The 16,418-nt window shown below is 60.6% G+C and carries 18 protein-coding genes; 7 read left to right on the forward strand and 11 right to left on the reverse strand.

What is annotated here, in order from left to right; genetic code table 11:
• Window positions 1-133 precede the first annotated feature (133 nt).
• The 7 genes from AB6803_RS18895 to AB6803_RS18925 all read right to left on the reverse strand — a co-directional run bounded on the left by AB6803_RS18895 (window position 134) and on the right by AB6803_RS18925 (window position 5,875).
• Entirely contained in the window at window positions 134-613 is a 480-nt protein-coding gene (locus AB6803_RS18895) for an ArsR/SmtB family transcription factor (protein ID WP_371110336.1), read from the reverse strand.
• Between the two features lie 114 nt (window positions 614-727).
• Window positions 728-1,471, reverse strand: a complete 744-nt coding sequence (gene lpxE, locus AB6803_RS18900; protein ID WP_371110337.1) for a lipid A 1-phosphatase LpxE — start codon at window positions 1,469-1,471, stop codon at window positions 728-730.
• Between the two features lie 60 nt (window positions 1,472-1,531).
• Window positions 1,532-2,347 (reverse strand): phosphatase PAP2 family protein, encoded by an 816-nt coding sequence (locus AB6803_RS18905; protein ID WP_371110338.1) that lies wholly within the window; start codon window positions 2,345-2,347, stop codon window positions 1,532-1,534.
• 121 nt (window positions 2,348-2,468) lie between these two features.
• Complete coding sequence (gene leuB / locus AB6803_RS18910; RefSeq protein WP_065707556.1) at window positions 2,469-3,581, reverse strand: 3-isopropylmalate dehydrogenase; 1,113 nt, start codon at window positions 3,579-3,581, stop codon at window positions 2,469-2,471.
• A gap of 254 nt (window positions 3,582-3,835) precedes the next feature.
• The gene (locus AB6803_RS18915) at window positions 3,836-4,654 is read right to left on the reverse strand and encodes a sugar phosphate isomerase/epimerase family protein (RefSeq protein ID WP_371110339.1); all 819 of its coding nucleotides are present in this window, start codon (window positions 4,652-4,654) and stop codon (window positions 3,836-3,838) included.
• A 197-nt stretch (window positions 4,655-4,851) separates the two neighbouring features.
• On the reverse strand, window positions 4,852-5,460 hold the full coding sequence (gene leuD, locus AB6803_RS18920; protein ID WP_371110340.1) for a 3-isopropylmalate dehydratase small subunit: 609 nt from the start codon (window positions 5,458-5,460) through the stop codon (window positions 4,852-4,854).
• Window positions 5,461-5,641: 181 nt separating this feature from the next.
• Window positions 5,642-5,875, reverse strand: a complete 234-nt coding sequence (locus AB6803_RS18925; RefSeq protein ID WP_037219472.1) for a hypothetical protein — start codon at window positions 5,873-5,875, stop codon at window positions 5,642-5,644.
• Window positions 5,876-6,000: 125 nt separating this feature from the next.
• On the opposite strand from AB6803_RS18925, the gene AB6803_RS18930 reads away from it, so the two are divergent.
• On the forward strand, window positions 6,001-6,915 hold the full coding sequence (locus AB6803_RS18930; RefSeq protein ID WP_371110341.1) for a CoA ester lyase: 915 nt from the start codon (window positions 6,001-6,003) through the stop codon (window positions 6,913-6,915).
• Between the two features lie 33 nt (window positions 6,916-6,948).
• Window positions 6,949-7,155, forward strand: a complete 207-nt coding sequence (locus AB6803_RS18935; protein ID WP_371110342.1) for a DUF1737 domain-containing protein — start codon at window positions 6,949-6,951, stop codon at window positions 7,153-7,155.
• Between the two features lie 24 nt (window positions 7,156-7,179).
• Here the strand turns inward: AB6803_RS18935 and AB6803_RS18940 are convergent, their stop codons facing one another.
• Window positions 7,180-7,617 (reverse strand): metallopeptidase family protein, encoded by a 438-nt coding sequence (locus AB6803_RS18940; RefSeq protein ID WP_371110343.1) that lies wholly within the window; start codon window positions 7,615-7,617, stop codon window positions 7,180-7,182.
• 163 nt (window positions 7,618-7,780) lie between these two features.
• Between AB6803_RS18940 and AB6803_RS18945 the strand changes: the two genes are divergently transcribed.
• From AB6803_RS18945 to AB6803_RS18955, 3 genes are read left to right on the forward strand one after another with little or no spacing between them, the layout of a single operon-like run.
• Window positions 7,781-8,731 (forward strand): ImuA family protein, encoded by a 951-nt coding sequence (locus tag AB6803_RS18945; protein WP_371110344.1) that lies wholly within the window; start codon window positions 7,781-7,783, stop codon window positions 8,729-8,731.
• 40 nt (window positions 8,732-8,771) lie between these two features.
• Complete coding sequence (locus tag AB6803_RS18950; protein ID WP_371110531.1) at window positions 8,772-10,202, forward strand: DNA polymerase Y family protein; 1,431 nt, start codon at window positions 8,772-8,774, stop codon at window positions 10,200-10,202.
• Window positions 10,199-13,669 carry an error-prone DNA polymerase gene (locus AB6803_RS18955; RefSeq protein ID WP_371110345.1) on the forward strand — a complete coding sequence of 1,157 codons (3,471 nt, stop codon included), beginning with the start codon at window positions 10,199-10,201 and terminating at the stop codon, window positions 13,667-13,669. The genes AB6803_RS18950 and AB6803_RS18955 overlap by 4 nt, the downstream gene beginning before the upstream one ends.
• A 56-nt stretch (window positions 13,670-13,725) precedes the next feature.
• Here AB6803_RS18955 and AB6803_RS18960 read toward each other — a convergent pair whose 3' ends face one another.
• Entirely contained in the window at window positions 13,726-13,974 is a 249-nt protein-coding gene (locus AB6803_RS18960) for a hypothetical protein (RefSeq protein WP_371110532.1), read from the reverse strand.
• Here AB6803_RS18960 and AB6803_RS18965 point away from each other — a divergent pair.
• Together AB6803_RS18965 and bfr are read left to right on the forward strand one after the other, a co-directional pair.
• Window positions 13,861-14,133, forward strand: coding sequence for a (2Fe-2S)-binding protein (locus tag AB6803_RS18965; RefSeq protein ID WP_312865278.1), 273 nt, complete (start codon window positions 13,861-13,863; stop codon window positions 14,131-14,133). The two genes, AB6803_RS18960 and AB6803_RS18965, sit on opposite strands and share 114 nt — an antisense overlap.
• Window positions 14,099-14,584, forward strand: a complete 486-nt coding sequence (bfr, locus tag AB6803_RS18970; RefSeq protein WP_007698784.1) for a bacterioferritin — start codon at window positions 14,099-14,101, stop codon at window positions 14,582-14,584. Before AB6803_RS18965 ends, bfr begins: the two co-directional genes overlap by 35 nt.
• A gap of 48 nt (window positions 14,585-14,632) precedes the next feature.
• Here bfr and AB6803_RS18975 read toward each other — a convergent pair whose 3' ends face one another.
• Both AB6803_RS18975 and AB6803_RS18980 read right to left on the reverse strand, forming a co-directional pair.
• A complete protein-coding gene (locus AB6803_RS18975) occupies window positions 14,633-15,172 on the reverse strand; it encodes an RNA pyrophosphohydrolase (RefSeq protein WP_371110346.1) in 540 nt (179 codons plus the stop codon).
• 15 nt (window positions 15,173-15,187) lie between these two features.
• Entirely contained in the window at window positions 15,188-16,375 is a 1,188-nt protein-coding gene (locus tag AB6803_RS18980) for a divergent polysaccharide deacetylase family protein (RefSeq protein WP_371110347.1), read from the reverse strand.
• Between the last annotated feature and the right edge of the window lie 43 nt (window positions 16,376-16,418).

Raw genomic sequence — 16,418 nt, forward strand, 5'->3', positions numbered from 1 at the left:
CTATCGAAACGTTGGCGCGAGCGAGGCCTCTGGAGGCTAATCTTCGCCGCGTCACTTTGATATTTAGATAATCATCTAAATGATACAAGAGGACGCGCGTGTTGCGATCAAAGAATCATTCGGGCTGAATCCGTCAGATGTTGGAAAGCTCTGCCATATAGGCGCTGAGCACGTCCCGGCGTAACACCAGATTGGCGAATTTGCCTTCGCGCACGATCTCGATGAGACCGGCGTTCTCAAGTTCCTTGATATGATGGGAGATTGTTGCGGCGCTGACGGTATGGCATTGCGTCAGCACGCTGCAAGGCATCGAATCGGTGCGACGGCCGATTTCCTTCAGCATCTGCACGCGACGTGGCTCTGCAAGCGCGCGGGAAATCAATCCCAGCTGCCTTTCGCTCAAACGTATCGTCCCGGCATCCGTCATCGTCTTTACCACATCGCAAGCGGGATGGATTTCCCGCAGATTCACCGTTCCAGATATATGAATGCAAGGGATGCTTGGCAACCATTCGGGGTGGGTGGTGGAGCGGTATGATATATAGGTGAGGGGATTTTCTTTTCCCTTACCCGTCTTCGTGGTTCGAGACGGCCCTGCGGGCTTCCTCATCATGAGGACTAATCTTTTGTGTCCGGGCGGACAGCTTACTCCGCCTCATCCAGAGGGGCGGAGCTCGAAGAGCGAAGCCTCGAGGGACGAGGCGGCCCCGAACTCGCGATAAATCGATCACTTCCCCTTGAGCAACGGCAGTCTCGGCACCGGCCAGCCGGTTTCGCCGATGCGGAAGAGCAGGCCGTAGCGGGAATAGACGATCGCCATCATGAAGGAAAACCAGCCGCCGAGTGCCAGGCCGGCGATGACGTCGCTTGGATAATGCGCGCCGATCATCACGCGGGTCGCGGCGAGCCAGAGGGCGCAGGCGATGAAGATGTAGCGATAGCGCGGAAAGAGGAAAGCCAGCGCCACGAAGAAGGCGCCGATGGTGGTCGCATGGCCGGAGGGGAAGCTTTCGAAACTTGCGCGGCCGTTGAAGGGTGAGAAGCCGAAGGTTCCCCAATCCTCGAAATGTGTGGGTCGGGCACGACCGATGGCGCGCTTCAGGAGATTGGCAAGAATGCCCGAAAGCGCGATCGTCGTCAGCAGATAGCCGCCGATCTGACAGATACGCAGCGCCTGGCACCGACAGCGCGCCGACTGCAACAGCCGGCTACCGGCCCAACCCTCGAAGAACAGGAAGGCGCTGAGGAGGATGATCCAGCCTGATTCACCGAAATTGGTGAGCAGCTTGGCGAAAAAATGAACGGGCGGCGCTACGTTCTTGATGTTCGCGCCGACCGGTGCATCGAACAGCAACGCGGAGAGAAAGACGATATTGGCGGTCAGGAACAGGCAGATTTTCCAATGCGACGGCGCAAAGCCATGTCTGCTTCGCCGCCACCGCCTGTCGAGAGACGTCAAGATTGCCTGCATGTCCACCGCCTGTCGCCGACACTTCCACCCCAGTCGACAATCACGCGTAGCAGGCTTCTGCTACAATTTTTTTACAGATTTGAGACGGTCGGCGGGATAGGCAAGCCAATGGCTCGAACGCGGTCGTAGCCAGCCGGTTTGCGCGGCGGAGAAGACCAGGCCAAGGCGGGAGAAAAGGATCGCGACGGCAAAGGCGATCCAGGCGCCAAGCGCCAGGCCGGCGGCGACATCACTTGGGTAATGCACGCCGATGATGATGCGCGTCGCCCCAAGCCAGAGGCCGATGCCGGCGAACAGCAGCCGGAAGCGCGGGAAAAGCAGGGCGAGTGCCGCAAAGAGCGCGCCCACATGCGCTGAATGCGCCGAGGGAAAGCTCTGAAACAGGAAATCGCCGTGAAACGGCTCGAAGCCGAAAATGCCATACTGATCGTAGAGCGGCGGCCGTGCCCGGCCGATCGCATATTTCAGGAGATGCACGACGATGCTGGCGGACAGGACCGAGAGGCCGACATAGATCACCTTCCGGACGAGATTGGCGGCTTGGTAACGGGCATGCGGTCGGGCTAGGTACCTGGTGATGAGTAGGCTGAAAGCCAGCACGGCAACGGCGGTGGCGAGAATCCAGACGAGCCTGCCGATGTCGGTGATGGCGCCCGCAGCCGCGACCAGCTGCGGCGGAAGGTTCTTCGCCGCCTGCCCCAGTGGGGCGTCGAAGACGAGGAAGGCAAGAAGGACGATGTTGACGGTCGTCAAGGCATAGCCGAGCCAGGGAAGGCGGCGATGCCGGCCGCGGCGAAGGTCATAGCGCCGCGCCAGCCTGCCCCATGGCGATGCTTGCCTCCGGATCGCATTGTTCGGCGGCGGGGTGGTTTCCATTCTCATGCGAGGGGACATAGGAGGCGATGTGGCCGAATTCAACAAAAAGCCCTCGCTCCGTGGGCCGGGAGCGAGGGCTTTTATGTTTCACGTGAAATATAGCAGGCGATTTATGCCGACTTTATGCGGATAGCGCCTTGAATTCGGCGAGGATAGCGTCGCCCATTTCGGTGGTGCCGACCTGGCGGCTGCCAGCCGACATGATGTCGCCGGTGCGGATGCCGCTGTCGAGCACGTTGGCGATCGCCTTTTCCAGCGCGTCGGCCTCGGTGACCAGACCGAAGGAGTAGCGCAGGCACATGGCAAAGGAGGCGATCATGGCGATCGGATTGGCGATGCCCTTGCCAGCGATGTCGGGGGCCGAACCATGCACCGGCTCATAGAGCGCCTTGCGCTTGCCGGTCTTGGCGTCGGGAGCGCCGAGGGAGGCCGAAGGCAGCATACCGAGCGAACCGGTCAGCATGGCGGCGACGTCGGAGAGCATGTCGCCGAAGAGGTTATCGGTGACGATGACGTCGAACTGCTTCGGCTGGCGAACGAGCTGCATGCCGCCGGCATCGGCGAGCATATGCTCGAGCTGGACGTCGGCATATTTTTCCTTGTGCGTCGCGGTGACGACCTGGTTCCAGAGCACGCCGGACTTCATGACGTTGCGCTTTTCCATCGAGCAGACGCGATTGTTGCGAGTGCGCGCCAGTTCGAAGGCGACGCCGGAGATGCGCTCGATTTCGTAGGTGTCATAGACTTGCGTATCGATGCCGCGCTTCTGGCCGTTGCCGAGATCGATGATCTCCTTCGGCTCGCCGAAATAGACGCCGCCGGTGAGTTCGCGCACGATCAGGATATCGAGGCCTTCGACCAGTTCCGGCTTCAGTGAGGAGGCCGATGCCAGCGCCGGATAGCAGATGGCCGGGCGTAGGTTTGCGAAAAGCTGGAGATCCTTGCGCAGGCGCAGCAGGCCGGCTTCGGGGCGCACTTCGTAAGGCACATCATCCCACTTCGGACCGCCGACGGCGCCGAAGAGAACGGCATCGGCGGCCATCGCCTTGGCCATATCGGCATCGGAGATTGCCGCGCCGTGCGCGTCATAGGCGCTGCCGCCGACCAGACCCTCGTCGGTAACGAAACCGGCGCCCTTCGCCTCGTTCATATAGGCGATGATCTTGCGGACTTCGCCCATGGCTTCAGGGCCGATGCCGTCACCCGGCAGAAGGAAGAGATTGCGCACTGTCATGGGAAGAGCCTCCGCAAAAGAAACAAGTTGCGGGGTTCTTAGACCTGCAAATGCGGCTTTTCAAGCGAGGAAGGGCGGGAAACGGTACGGTTTTGCGGCCAATCACCCGCCCTCACCCTTCGAGGGCCCTGCGGGCCACCTCAGGGTGAGGGCTAGTCTTTTGTGCTTGGCTGAAAAGGCCGCTCCACCCTCATCCTGAGGTGCGGAGCCTCGAAGGACGAGGGTGGCCCCGACTCGCTGCCTTTCCGGGATGCTTACTCAGCCAGACCCAGCGAGGCCAGATAAGCGGCTGATGCCGGGATCTTTGACTTGTCCTTGATCTCGATGATCAGGCGCGGATTGCTGTCGAGCTTGGCAAGGGCGGCGAAGACGGCGCGCCAGTGGATATTGCCTTCGCCGAGGCTCCAGTGACGATCGGCATAGCCGTCGGCATCCTGCAGGTGGACGTGCTGCAGGCGGTTGCCGGCGGCGTGGACGTAATAATCGACCGGCGGTGCGCCGGTGTAGCCATGGGCATAATTGGCATGGCCGGTGTCGATCGACACGGCGACGGCGGGCGAATTGAAGCTGTCGGCGAGGCCGACGCGGATATGCGGGTCCTTGTCCTCGATGTTCTCGATGACCATGGTCAGCCCGATGTCCTCGGCGCGCTTGACGGCATCCTTCAGCGTCAGATGCGTATGTTCGATGATCTTTTCGCGTTCGCCCTTGTTGTTGTCCAGGTTGTTGTAGGACCAGGACGTATAGGGGCTATGGATGACCATCTGCGTCGCGCCGATATTGGCGCAGACATCAAGCGCCTGCAGGAGACGCCTGGAAACGACGGCGCGGATATCCGGATCCTGCGAGGCGATGATGAAGCCCCAGAACGGACCATGGATGCCGAGACGGCCCTGATGTCCGTCGAGCAGTTTTCTGGCACGCTCGGCAAGCGGCGCCCAGTCGCCATTGAGGATTTCGGCTTCGACGAAGCTCTGCAGTTCCAGGTCACGCGGCTTTTCGAGCAGCCAGCCGCGATGGGTTTCGACGTCGGAGAGCGTCATGGCGGCGCCGACAATGGGAAGGGAGGTCATGGGGAATGCTCCAGTGGGGAGGAGGAAAATCGGGGGGCGGGAGAGGCCTGAAAGGGCTCCGCGGAGACTGTATGATCCCCGTTTTTGTCGGGCATATTACAGCTGGCCGGATCTCACGGCCTTTATGCGCCGCGACATAAGAAAAAAGCCGGGCTTTTCAGCCCGGCTTCGACACGCAAATATGATGATTAAATCGATCAGGCAGCCCAGGGATGAGCGGCGGCGTTCGACTTTTCGAACTTGTCGATCGCGGATGCCTTCTCCAGCGTCAGGCCGATATCGTCGAGGCCGTTCAGCAGGCAGTGGCGCTTGAATTCGTCGAGTTCGAACTTCAGCGAGCCGCCGTCCGGGCCGGTGATCTCGAGGTTTTCCAGATCGATCGTCAGGATGGCATTGGAGCCGCGCGAAGCGTCGTCCATAAGCTTGTCGAGATCTTCCTGGCTGACCTTGATCGGCAGGATGCCGTTCTTGAAGCAGTTGTTGTAGAAGATGTCGGCGAAGCTGGTCGAGATGACGCAGCGGATGCCGAAGTCGAGCAGCGCCCAGGGAGCGTGTTCGCGCGAGGAGCCGCAGCCGAAATTGTCGCCGGCGATGAGGATCTTGGCGTTCTGATAGGCCGGCTTGTTGAGCACGAAATCCGGGTTCGGCGAACCGTCTTCATTGTAACGGGCTTCGGCGAACAATCCCGTTCCGAGACCGGTGCGCTTAATGGTCTTCAGATAATCCTTCGGGATGATCATGTCGGTGTCGACATTGACGACCGGGAGGGGTGCCGCGACACCGGTCAACTTCACGAACTTGTCCATAGGTCCTGCCTTCAATTTTCGTCTATGCACGAATTATCCTGCCAATAGAGCAAATCCGGCCCAAAATGAAGGGGAATCTTGGAAATGCTCCGCAGGTGGGCGCATCAGTCGCGGTGCTGCAATTTAAGGATCGCGCACGGACAAGCGCATCGGGCGCGGCAAGACGCCGCCCTGCCCGATATCAGAGGTCGATGATCGTGCCGCGACCGTCGTTCCAGACGCGCATCTCGCGCTGACCGTTGTTCGCCCTGGCGCGCACCGGAACCGGTTTCATCCGCAGCGAAATCGCGCGGCCCACCATAAGCGCGGTGAGGATGCCGCCGACGGCGAGCGTCAGCGAAACGGTAAACAGCGCCATCGCCGCAAACACGGTGATGCCGGCAAGCGCGATAAACAAGGAACGGATGTTTTTCATGGTCGAGACCTCTCTACTCATGGAAATGTGGTCCTCTCTTCTCCCATCTGCAAGAGGAGCGTGGCTTTTTGTTGTCGCGCTATTGTCATCTTGCCTAGAGATTGAAAGCGCGGCAAAACTGGAGGATGAGTAGAGCTGCCCCTCCCCGTTCCGTCTGCCTGCGCCGTTCGGTGCTGAGCGTTCCCGCGATCAATCGTCGCGCGCTTGAAAAGATCGCCAGCCTCGATTGCGATGCGGTCATCTTCGACCTCGAGGATTCCGTGGCGCCGGAGATGAAGGTGGAGGCGCGCGAGAATTTGAAGGCCTTTTTCGCCGGGCCGAAGCTTGTGGGCAAGGAGCGGATCATCCGCATCAATACGCTGTCATCCGGTTTTGGCGCCGACGATCTGGATCTGGTTCTGGCGCTCGAACCTGATGCGGTGCTTCTGCCCAAGGTCGACGGACCGCAGGATGTGACTGTCGTCAGCGACAGGCTTGCCGAAGCGGATGCGCCCGAGAGCCTGCGCATCTGGGCGATGATCGAGACGCCGCGCGGCATTTTGAATGCGGCTGCCATCGCCGAGGCCGGACGCACGCCGGGAAGCCGGCTCGATTGCTTCGTCGTCGGCCTCAACGATCTGCGTAAGGAGACCGGGGTGTTGCCGCAGCCGGGCCGCGCCTATCTCGTGCCCTGGCTGATGCAGGTGATTTTGGCGGTCAGCGCTTACGGGCTCGACGCTATCGACAGCGTCTTCAACGATTTCAAGGATATGCAGACGCTGGACGCCGAATGCGACGAAGGTCGCGCCATGGGCTTTGCCGGCAAGATGCTGATCCACCCGAACCAGATCGAGGCCGCTAATCGGCATTTCGGGCCGGACGAGACGGCGATTGCCGAGGCGGAGGCGATCATCGCCGCCTTTTCCGATCCCGCCGCCGCGAGCCTCAATGTCGTCAATCTCGGCGGCCGCATGGTCGAGCGGCTGCATCTTGTCCAGGCGGAAAGACTGGTTCATAAAGCTCGCCTGATTGCAAAACGCCATCGCCCTTCGGCAAGTTGAGGGTGAGGCCGCTATGTTACGAAAGACGCTTCGATGAAACTCTATCGCTTCCTCACCGGACCGGATGACGCTTCCTTCTGCCACAAGGTGACCGCCGCGCTGAACAAGGGCTGGGACCTCTCAGGCTCGCCGACCTATAGCTTCAACGCCGCGACCGGCGTGATGCAATGCGGCCAGGCCGTCGTCAAAGAGGTTGTAGGCAAGGATTACGATCCTGAGGTCAAGCTTTCCGAGCAATAAGCGTGCGGCAATAGAGCCGCTTTTCTAGCGATCTGTCGCTTCTTCCGCGCTTTCCTCGATGCGCTCCATGTCCTCGTCGCTCAGGCCGAAATGATGGCCGATTTCGTGGATCAGGACATGGGTGATGATATCGCCGAGGGTTTCCTCGTTCTCCGCCCAGTAATCGATGATCGGCCGGCGATAAAGCCGGATCTTGTTCGGCATTTCCCCGGTCTGGGCGGTGAAGCGCTCGGATATCCCACGACCTTCGAACAGGCCGAGCAGGTCGAAGGGCGTTTCCAGCGCCATGTCCTCGAACACGTCGTCGTCTGGAAAATCCTCGATCACAATGATGAGATTGCCGGTGAGCGAACGGAATTCGTCCGGCAGGTGGCTGTAAGCCTCCGTGGCCAGTGATTCAAATGCGCTGATTGAGGGTGCGTGGCGGTCCCGCCAATCCTCGCTCTGGTCAATGCGGGCCATGAATGCTTCCTTCCGTAGCTGGTCATATAGAGCCTTTGCTCGGCTTTTTCGAGAGCCGATTGTGGCAGAGGAATATTTTCTCATAGAATCATGTTGACTCTTTCCTCGACCTCTGGAATCCATAAGAACATAACAGGAACATAATTGATCTGGAGCTAACGTCATGGCAGAGACCGCCGTGGCGCGGGAAACGCTTTTTGCCCTGCGTGAAACCATCGCCCGACTGGAAGGCAGGCCGATACCGGCGCTGTCAGCGGCTGCGCATGAGACGCGGGCGACGGAGCCTGAGGCCGGTCTGATGGGTGCTGTCCAGTCGCTGCTGGCGACCGGGGTTGCCGATCTCGACCAGGCGATGCAGGGCGGCGTGCCGCTCGACGCGCTGACGGAGATCCGTTCGCTGGCCTTGCGTCATGCGGGTGCGGCCAGCGGCTTCACGCTTGCTCTTGCCGCGCGGCTTGGGGCGCAAGCCGCCGGCAAGACCGCCACCGTGTCGCCGGTTCTATGGATCGGCGACACGGTGGCGGCGATGGAGGCGGGCCTGCCCTACCCCATCGGCATCAGGGATTTCGGATTGGAGCCGGCCGGCTTTCTGCAGGCCTCGCCGCGCAAGCTGGAAGAGGCGCTGTGGCTGGCGGAGACGGCGCTCGCGAGCGCTGCCTTTGCGGTCGTCATCCTGGAGGTGCGCGGCAATCCGGCCCGTTTCGGCCTGACCGAAAGCCGGCGGCTCGCGCTTCGGGCCAAGGCGGCGGGGCGGCCTTTGTTTCTCTTGCGGCAGGGAGGCGAAGAGGAGGCAAGCAGCGCCCTCTTCCGCCTCTCCGTCGAACCCGCGCCGGCTTTGGCGCGGCCTCTACCGGACGGATCGATGCTTGGCGGTAGCATCGGTCATCCGGCCTTTCATCTCACCCTGGAAAAGAGCCGCAATCCGGCGCCTTTTTCCATAACCCTGGAATGGAATGCCCATGACCGCCAGTTTTCCCTTGTCCCCGACGCTCAGCGTCCTGCCTTTCCCGACGAATACGCAGCGCATTCTGGCGCTGACCTTCCCGCATCTGCCGACGGACCGGATCGCCCGGAAGCGCTGGGGCCTGTCCTGGCGTACAGCCGGCCGGCTTGAAGCGCCGCCGCTTGCCTGCGCCGGCAAGCTCAGCAATGCCATGCGGCTCACCGCGCTCAACGAAAAGGCGGAGATCATCGGGCTGAAGCCCGGCCTGGGTGTTGCCGAGGCGAAGGCGATCTGTCCCGCTCTCGACGTCATCGAAGAGGATCCGGCGGCAGACCGCAAGCTGCTGGAGGCGATCGCCGACTGGTGCGATCGTTATACGCCGCTGGTGGCGATCGACGGCAAGGACGGGCTTTTTCTCGACATTACCGGCTGCGCCCATCTCTTCGGCGGCGAAGATGCGCTGCTCGAGGATATATTGATCCGCATTTCCGGGCTGGGGCTCGATGTTCGCGGCGCCATCTCCTCCGCGCCGGGCCTGTCCTGGGCGGTTGCCCGCTTTGACGACAGCCGTGTCGTCCCGCCGGACGCCATGGAAGAGGCGCTGGCGCCGTTGCCGGTCGCTTCGCTGAGGCTCGGCGAGGAAACCGTCGCCGCCTTGCAAAAGCTTGGATTGAAGCAGGTGGGCGATCTCCTCGCCGCACCGCGCGCGCCGCTCACCCGCCGTTTCGGCGCGCAGTTGCTTCTGCGGCTCGATCAGGCGATTGGCCACGCCGAAGAGCCGATCTCGCCGCGCCGACCGGTGGCGCAATTGTCGGCCGAACGGCGGCTTGCCGAGCCGGTGCAGGCCGAGGCCGATATCCTGCAATTGGCCCGCGAGCTTGCCGAAACCTTGAAGCCGGGGCTGGAAGCGCGCGGTGTCGGCGGCCGCCTGTTCGAGCTCCTGCTGTTTCGGGTCGATGGCGCGGTGTTCCGCATTGCCGCCGGCGCGTCGCAGCCGCTGCGTGAGCCAAGGCGGATCGCCGGCCTGTTTACTGAGCGCTTTACCGCTATTCATGATGATCTCGATGTCGGATACGGCTTCGAAATCGTCCGCCTCAACGTCCTGCAGCATGCGCCTTTCGATGCGATGCAGGGCGATTTTGTCGAGGAGGATCGGCAGGGCACGTCGCTTGCCGCCTTCGCCGACCGGGTTGCGGCGCGGCTGGGGCCGGATTGCCTGCAGGGCTTCGAATTACGGCAAAGCCATATTCCCGAGCGGGCCGCCCGGCCGGTGCCGGCCATGCACATCTTCGCTACTCGCAGGCGGACGGGCAGCGAAGATGCCGGTCACGGCTTTTTCCGGGGCGAACGGCCGCTCCGTCTGTTTCGCATGCCGGAGCCGATCGAGGCCTTTGCCGCCGAGGTGCCTGATGGCCCACCCCGGCAGTTCCGCTGGCGGCGGATGATGCACCGGGTCCTGCGGGCCGAAGGACCGGAGCGACTGGCGGCGGAATGGTGGATCGAGGAGGAAGACGATGTCCCGGAGCGTGATTATTTCCGTATCGAGGACGAGGGCGGTCATCGCTACTGGCTGTTCCGCAAGGGGCTTTATGGTCGAGGCGAAACGGCGCCGCACTGGTATATGCATGGGGTCTTCGCATGAGCGCCCATCCGTCCTCTTCCGGGCCACCCCCTTTTTTCGAGATTGGGGCCCGGTCGAACTTCTCCTTTCTCGAAGGTGCCTCGCATCCGGAAGAGATGGTAGCGCAAGCCGCTATTTTGAAACTTTCGGGGTTTGGAATTGCCGACCGCAATTCGGTTGCCGGCGTGGTCAAAGCGCATGCGCATACCAAACTTCTCCGCGAAAAATATAAAGAGGCCGCGAACAACCTGGAGCTTCGAACCACGGGCAAGCCGGAAAAACATCCCCTAGAGCCAGTCTCCTTCCAACCTGGTGCTCGGCTGGTGTTTTCGGACGGCACGCCTGATATTCTTGCCTATCCGCAGAACCGCATGGGCTGGGCGCATCTCTGTCGGCTGTTGAGTGCCGGCAATCTCAAGGCCGAAAAAGGCTCCTGTCAGCTCGAAGAAGCCGACCTGATGCAATGGGGCGACGAGATGATGCTGGCGCTCATTCCCGATGCTGACAGCATCGAGACGCCGGGGGGGCAGGCAAAGCTTGAGGAGTGCCTGAAGCGGCTATGGATGCGGTTTGGCCAAAAGTTCCATATGGTCCTGTCGCCGGCCTATGATGGACGGGATCGACTGGTCTTTGCCACGCTTTCCATCCTGGCGCAGCGCAATGGCGTCCGGCTGATCGCTAGCAACCAGCCGCTCTATCACGCAACCGAACGTAAGCGGCTTGCCGATATCGTGGTTTCCATCCGCGAGCATGTGCCGATTGCGGAAGCCGGCTTCAAGCTGGCGGCCAATGCCGAACGCTATATGAAGGGCGCTGCAGAGATGGTGCGTCTTTTCAGGGACTATCCGAAGGCTATCGCCAATACGCAGAAGTTTTTCAGCCGGCTGTCTTTTTCACTGGATGAGCTGAAGCATAATTATCCCGACGAAAGCATTCCTGGCGAAACCGTTGCGGAAACGCTGAAGCGACTGACGTGGGAGGGCGCGAGATGGCGTTATCCTGACGAGATCCCTGAAAACGTCTCGATGCAGATCGAGCATGAACTCAAGCTCATTCGTGAGAAGGAATATGAGCCCTATTTTCTGACAGTGCGTCGCATCATGGAGTTTGCCCGCAGCAAGAATATTTTATGTCAGGGGCGCGGTTCAGCCGCTAACTCCTTGGTCTGCTATTGTCTGAGGATCACGGAGGTCAATCCGAAGATTACGACGTTTTTGTTCGAACGCTTCATCTCGACGGAACGTGAGGAGCCGCCTGATATCGACGTCGATTTCGAGCATGAGAAGCGCGAACAGGTCATTCAATTCATTTATGACCATTACAAGATCGAGCATGCCGGGCTCACGGCGGCCGTCACTAGCTATCGGGCCCGCTCGGCCGGCCGCGAAGTGACAAAGGCCTTTGGCCTGTCGGAGGATGTGCAGTCCGCCCTTGCCAGCGGCGTCTGGGGCTGGTCGACGGAGGAACTGTCCGAACGCGAGGCCAAGCTTGCCGGGCTCGACCTTAAGGACAAGACGACGCAGCGCGTGCTTTCCTATGCCTCGACGCTGATGGGATTTCCAAGGCATCTCACCCAACATGTCGGCGGTTTTGTCATCACTAGAGATCGGCTGGACGAAGTGGTGCCGATCATGCACACGGCGATGAAGGATCGCTATATGATCGAGTGGAACAAGGACGATCTCGACAATCTCAATATATTGAAGATTGATGTTCTGGCGCTCGGCATGCTGACCTGTCTCGCCAAGGCTTTCGACCTGCTGCTGCTACATTACGACGTAAAAAAGCAGCTCTCTGATCTTGGTTACGCCAATTATCCTGATGGTGAGCCGGTCTATGACATGATCTGCCGGGCCGATACTATCGGCGTCTTCCAGATCGAAAGCCGGGCGCAGATGAGCATGCTGCCGCGCCTTCGGCCTCGCAAATTCTATGATCTGGTTATCGAGGTGGCGATTGTCCGGCCGGGACCGATTCAGGGGAACATGGTGCATCCCTATCTTAAGCGACGGGATGATGTTCTTCACAATCGGCCGATCGAATACCACCGACCGGAACTGAAAGCGGTCTTGGAAAGAACGTTAGGGGTTCCCCTATTTCAGGAACAGGCGATGCAAATTGCCATTACAGCGGCCGGATTTTCCGCGGCAAAGGCTGATCGGTTGCGTCGGTCCATGGCAACGTTCAAGCGGACGGGAAAAGTCGATGAATTCAAGCAAGACATGATTTCCGGTATGGTCGCAAACAATTATCCCCGCGACTTTGCAGAACGCTGCTTTAGCCAAATTGAAGGCTTCGGCGAATACGGCTTCCCCGAAAGCCACGCGGCTTCCTTTGCTTTGCTCGTCTACGCTTCTTCCTGGCTCAAGACTTATTATCCCGATGTCTTTTGCGCGGCGATCCTCAATGCCCAGCCGATGGGCTTCTATGCGCCGGCGCAGCTCGTGCGCGATGCGCGCGAGCATGGTGTCGAGATGCGGCCGGTGGATGTCAATCATTCCAGCTGGGACTGCCTTTTGGAGGAGGCGCGCTTCGATAAGGATGCGGTCGAGGCCCGCCATGCATCGATGCGCGACCACATCAAGACGAACAGGGCCGTTCGCCTCGGCTTCCGGCAGGTCAAGGGCCTTTCGGATAAGGAGATGGTCCAGCTCGTCGAACGCCGTGGCTCCGGCTATGCCTCCGTGCGCGATCTCTGGCTGCGCTCCGGCCTTGCCAAATCCGCCATCGAGCGGCTTGCCGATGCCGATGCCTTCCGGTCGATCGGGCTCGACCGCCGTGAGGCGTTGTGGGCCGTCAGGGCGCTGGATGCGCAAAGTGCCGCCGAAAAGCTTCCGCTCTTCGATCTGGCCGATCGCGCCGATCTGCAGGTCGAGCCTGGCGTTTCCCTGCCCGAGATGCTGCCCGGCGAGCAGGTTATCGAGGATTATCGTTATCTCTCGCTGTCCCTGAAGGCGCATCCGGTTTCCTTCCTGCGCGTGGATTTTGCCCGCATGGGCATCGTGCAGAACCGGGATCTGCCCACGATCGCCAATGGACGGATGGTGACGGTGGCGGGACTGGTGCTGGTGCGCCAGCGGCCGGGCTCGGCGAATGGGGTAATCTTCATGACGCTGGAGGATGAGACCGGCGTTGCCAATGCGATCGTCTGGCCGAAGATGTTCGAGAAATACCGCGCCATCGTCATGGGCGCCCGGCTGGTCAAGATCAGGGGCCGTCTGCAGAGCGAAAGAGGCGTCATTCATGTGGTGGTCGATTATATCGAGGACATGACGGCTGCGCTCGGCATCCTGCAACGCGAGGCTCGGCGTTTCGGCGTCAGTGATCGGGCCGACGAAGCCCTGCGCCCGACCATGGATCATCGGCAGAGCAAGCGGCGTGCAAGCTCAGCCCAGTCGGATCAGGGACAGGTTGATATCGCGACGGATGGCCGCGGTGATGTTGCAGAGACGGCCAGAGTCATGCCGCGCGGCCGCAATTTTCATTGAAATCTGAAGAAATTTCGGCTGCCGGGCCTCACACGCGGCGATATCCTTGGCTTTGCTCAATGAAAATTGACTCGATTCTTTACTTGACAAGAACCCTCTTCTTTCGCAGATAACAGGATAGCAAATGTCATGTTTGACGGACTGAGCGAAGAATGCTGGTTTGTAGCTGTAATTATATCACCGATAAGGAAATCCGGGACGTCATCAACGAGTTCCTGGATGAGGACTGTTGGCAGCTCATCGTCCCTGCCAAGGTGTATCACGCCATGTCGAAGCGCGGCCGTTGCTGCGGTTGTTTCCCGAATGTCGTTGATATCATTATACAGACAACCGAAGACTATCATGCCCGTCGCCACTCGACGGAAGCCGAAATATTTGATTTCATGTCCCGCCTGAAAAAATTTCATGAAGACAGCAGGAGAGCGGACATTGAAAGGCGACAAAAAAGTCATCGAGCGGCTTAACGAGGCTCTGTTCCTCGAGCTTGGCGCAGTCAACCAATATTGGGTTCATTACCGGCTTCTTGAAGATTGGGGCTACACCAAGCTTGCCAAGAAGGAGCGTGCCGAATCTATCGAGGAGATGCAGCACGCCGACCGTCTCGTCGCCCGTATCATCTTCCTTGAGGGACATCCGAACCTGCAGACGCTGGCACCTCTGCGCATCGGCCAGAATGTCAAGGAAGTGCTGGAAGCGGATCTTGCCGGCGAATACGACGCCCGTACCGCCTACAAGAAGTCGCGCGACATCTGTCATGACGCCGGCGACTATGTGTCGATGAAGCTGTTCGAACAGCTGCTGATCGACGAGGAAGGCCATATAGACTTCCTGGAAACCCAACTCGAACTGCTCGGCAAGATCGGCGAAGCCAAATACGGCCAGCTCAATGCCGATTCGGCTGATACCGCCGAATAATCACATTCAGGTCCGGCCGCTTTCCCGGCGGCCGGACCTCAATTTGCGTCAGTCTTCGGCTTCCAGGCCCGCCAGGTGCTGGAATTCAGCTACCACCTGCTCATAGACCGGGCGCTTGAAGGCGACGATCAAGCTGGGCAGCTCCGCCATCGGCTTCCAGTCCCAGGCGTCGAATTCTGGCTCATGGCCGCCGGGCGGCGGATTGATGGCGATTTCGCTCTCGTCGCCATCGAAGCGGAAGGCGAACCAGCGCTGGGTCTGGCCACGGAATTTCCCCTTGAGGCCGATGCCGATCAGTTGCGGCGGCAGGTCGTAGTTGATCCAGTCTTTTGCCTCGGCGAGCAGCGTCACCGTCTTCATGCCGGTTTCTTCGTAAAGTTCGCGATAGGCGGCTTCCAGCGGGTCTTCGCCGGCGTCGATGCCGCCTTGCGGCATCTGCCAAAGCTGCGGCGAGCCATCATATTCGGAGTTGCCGATCGGAATGCGCTTGCCGGCCCAGACCAGCCCCTCGCGGTTGAGCACCATGATGCCGACGCAGGGGCGATAGGGCAGGTCTTCGGCTTTGACGGGTGAGTGGGTCTTGCTCATCGTGTCCTCTAGCGGTCAGGGGTGTTTGGGGTCGTCGGCAAGTGCCGAGACGGCGACGATCTCGATGCCGCGCATCGCTGCCTCCTCGCTCCATTTGCTGATGGCGTCGATGCTTTCGTCGAAGGCGGATGCGACGCCGATCGCCGTGCCATTGCGACGCGCGACGCGCTCCAGTTCGTCGAGCTTCTTCAGGATGGCATCCTGCTGCAATTCGCCATCAAGCTGCATGTCGGCGAAAGCATGCGGTGTCTCCAGCGCCTTGGCGACGGTGCCGGATTTGGATTGGGCGGACGAGCCGTCGTCGAGGAACAGCAGGCCGCGCTTGCCGATATCGCGCATGACGGGCTGCAGAGCGTCGGTGTTCGACAGGAAGCGCCCGCCGAGATAGTTCATCACGCCGGTATAGTTGGTGATCTTGCCCATGGCCTTATGCAGGTTGTCGATGTTCTTCGCCGCTGATTGCGAGGTCAGAAGTGTCTCAGGCCCGGGATTGTTGCTGGGATAGTCGAAAGGCTCGAAGGGTACCTGGATCAGGATCTCATGGCCGCCGCGCCGCGCCTCCTGCATCCAGCGCTGCAGGCTGTTGCCGCTGGCGGCAAAGGCGAGCGTGATTTCTTCCGGCAGCTTCTCGATGGCGCGTTGCGTGCCGGTCTGGCTGAGACCGAGGCCACTGACGACAATGGCGATGCGCGTGCCGCGAGCGCCGGACCACGGCCGGGCATATTGGTCCATTGGTCTAAGCCCGCTCGGCGCGACGATCGGCAGCTTGCCGAAGGGCGAATCCTCCAGTAGAGCCTCGTTTGGCGTTGCCGCCATGCGTGGATCCTGGCCGATCTGGTTGGCATTGATCAGCACCGGACCGCTGCCATCGCGCGTGCTCGGGCTGAACATGGTTACCACGGAACCATCGCTGGTGACGATGCGCGAGGTATTGGCGCCTGATTGCGGATCGACCTCCGTCAGGCTCGGCTGATCGGCGGCGGTGGGCTTGCTGTCAGCCGGTGGCGTGGGCGCCGTCTTTTCGGCTGTCTCGACCGGCGGCGGGGTTTTCTGGAGAGTATCGCGCAGCAGCGCCGAATAGAGAGAAAAGCTGGCGATTGCGATCAGACAGAAGCCGGCAAGGATGCGCCCGAAGGGCGGCCGCCGCCGCTTGCGGTTCGGTCCGCGGTTCTGGCCGAGCGGTGCATGCAAATCCGTTCCCAAAGTCCGTATCCACCCCAAGCGGGAAACTGTCTGCCCCAGACTC

It is taken from the genome of Rhizobium sp. RCC_161_2, assembly GCF_041355235.1.
Classification (GTDB): domain Bacteria; phylum Pseudomonadota; class Alphaproteobacteria; order Rhizobiales; family Rhizobiaceae; genus Rhizobium.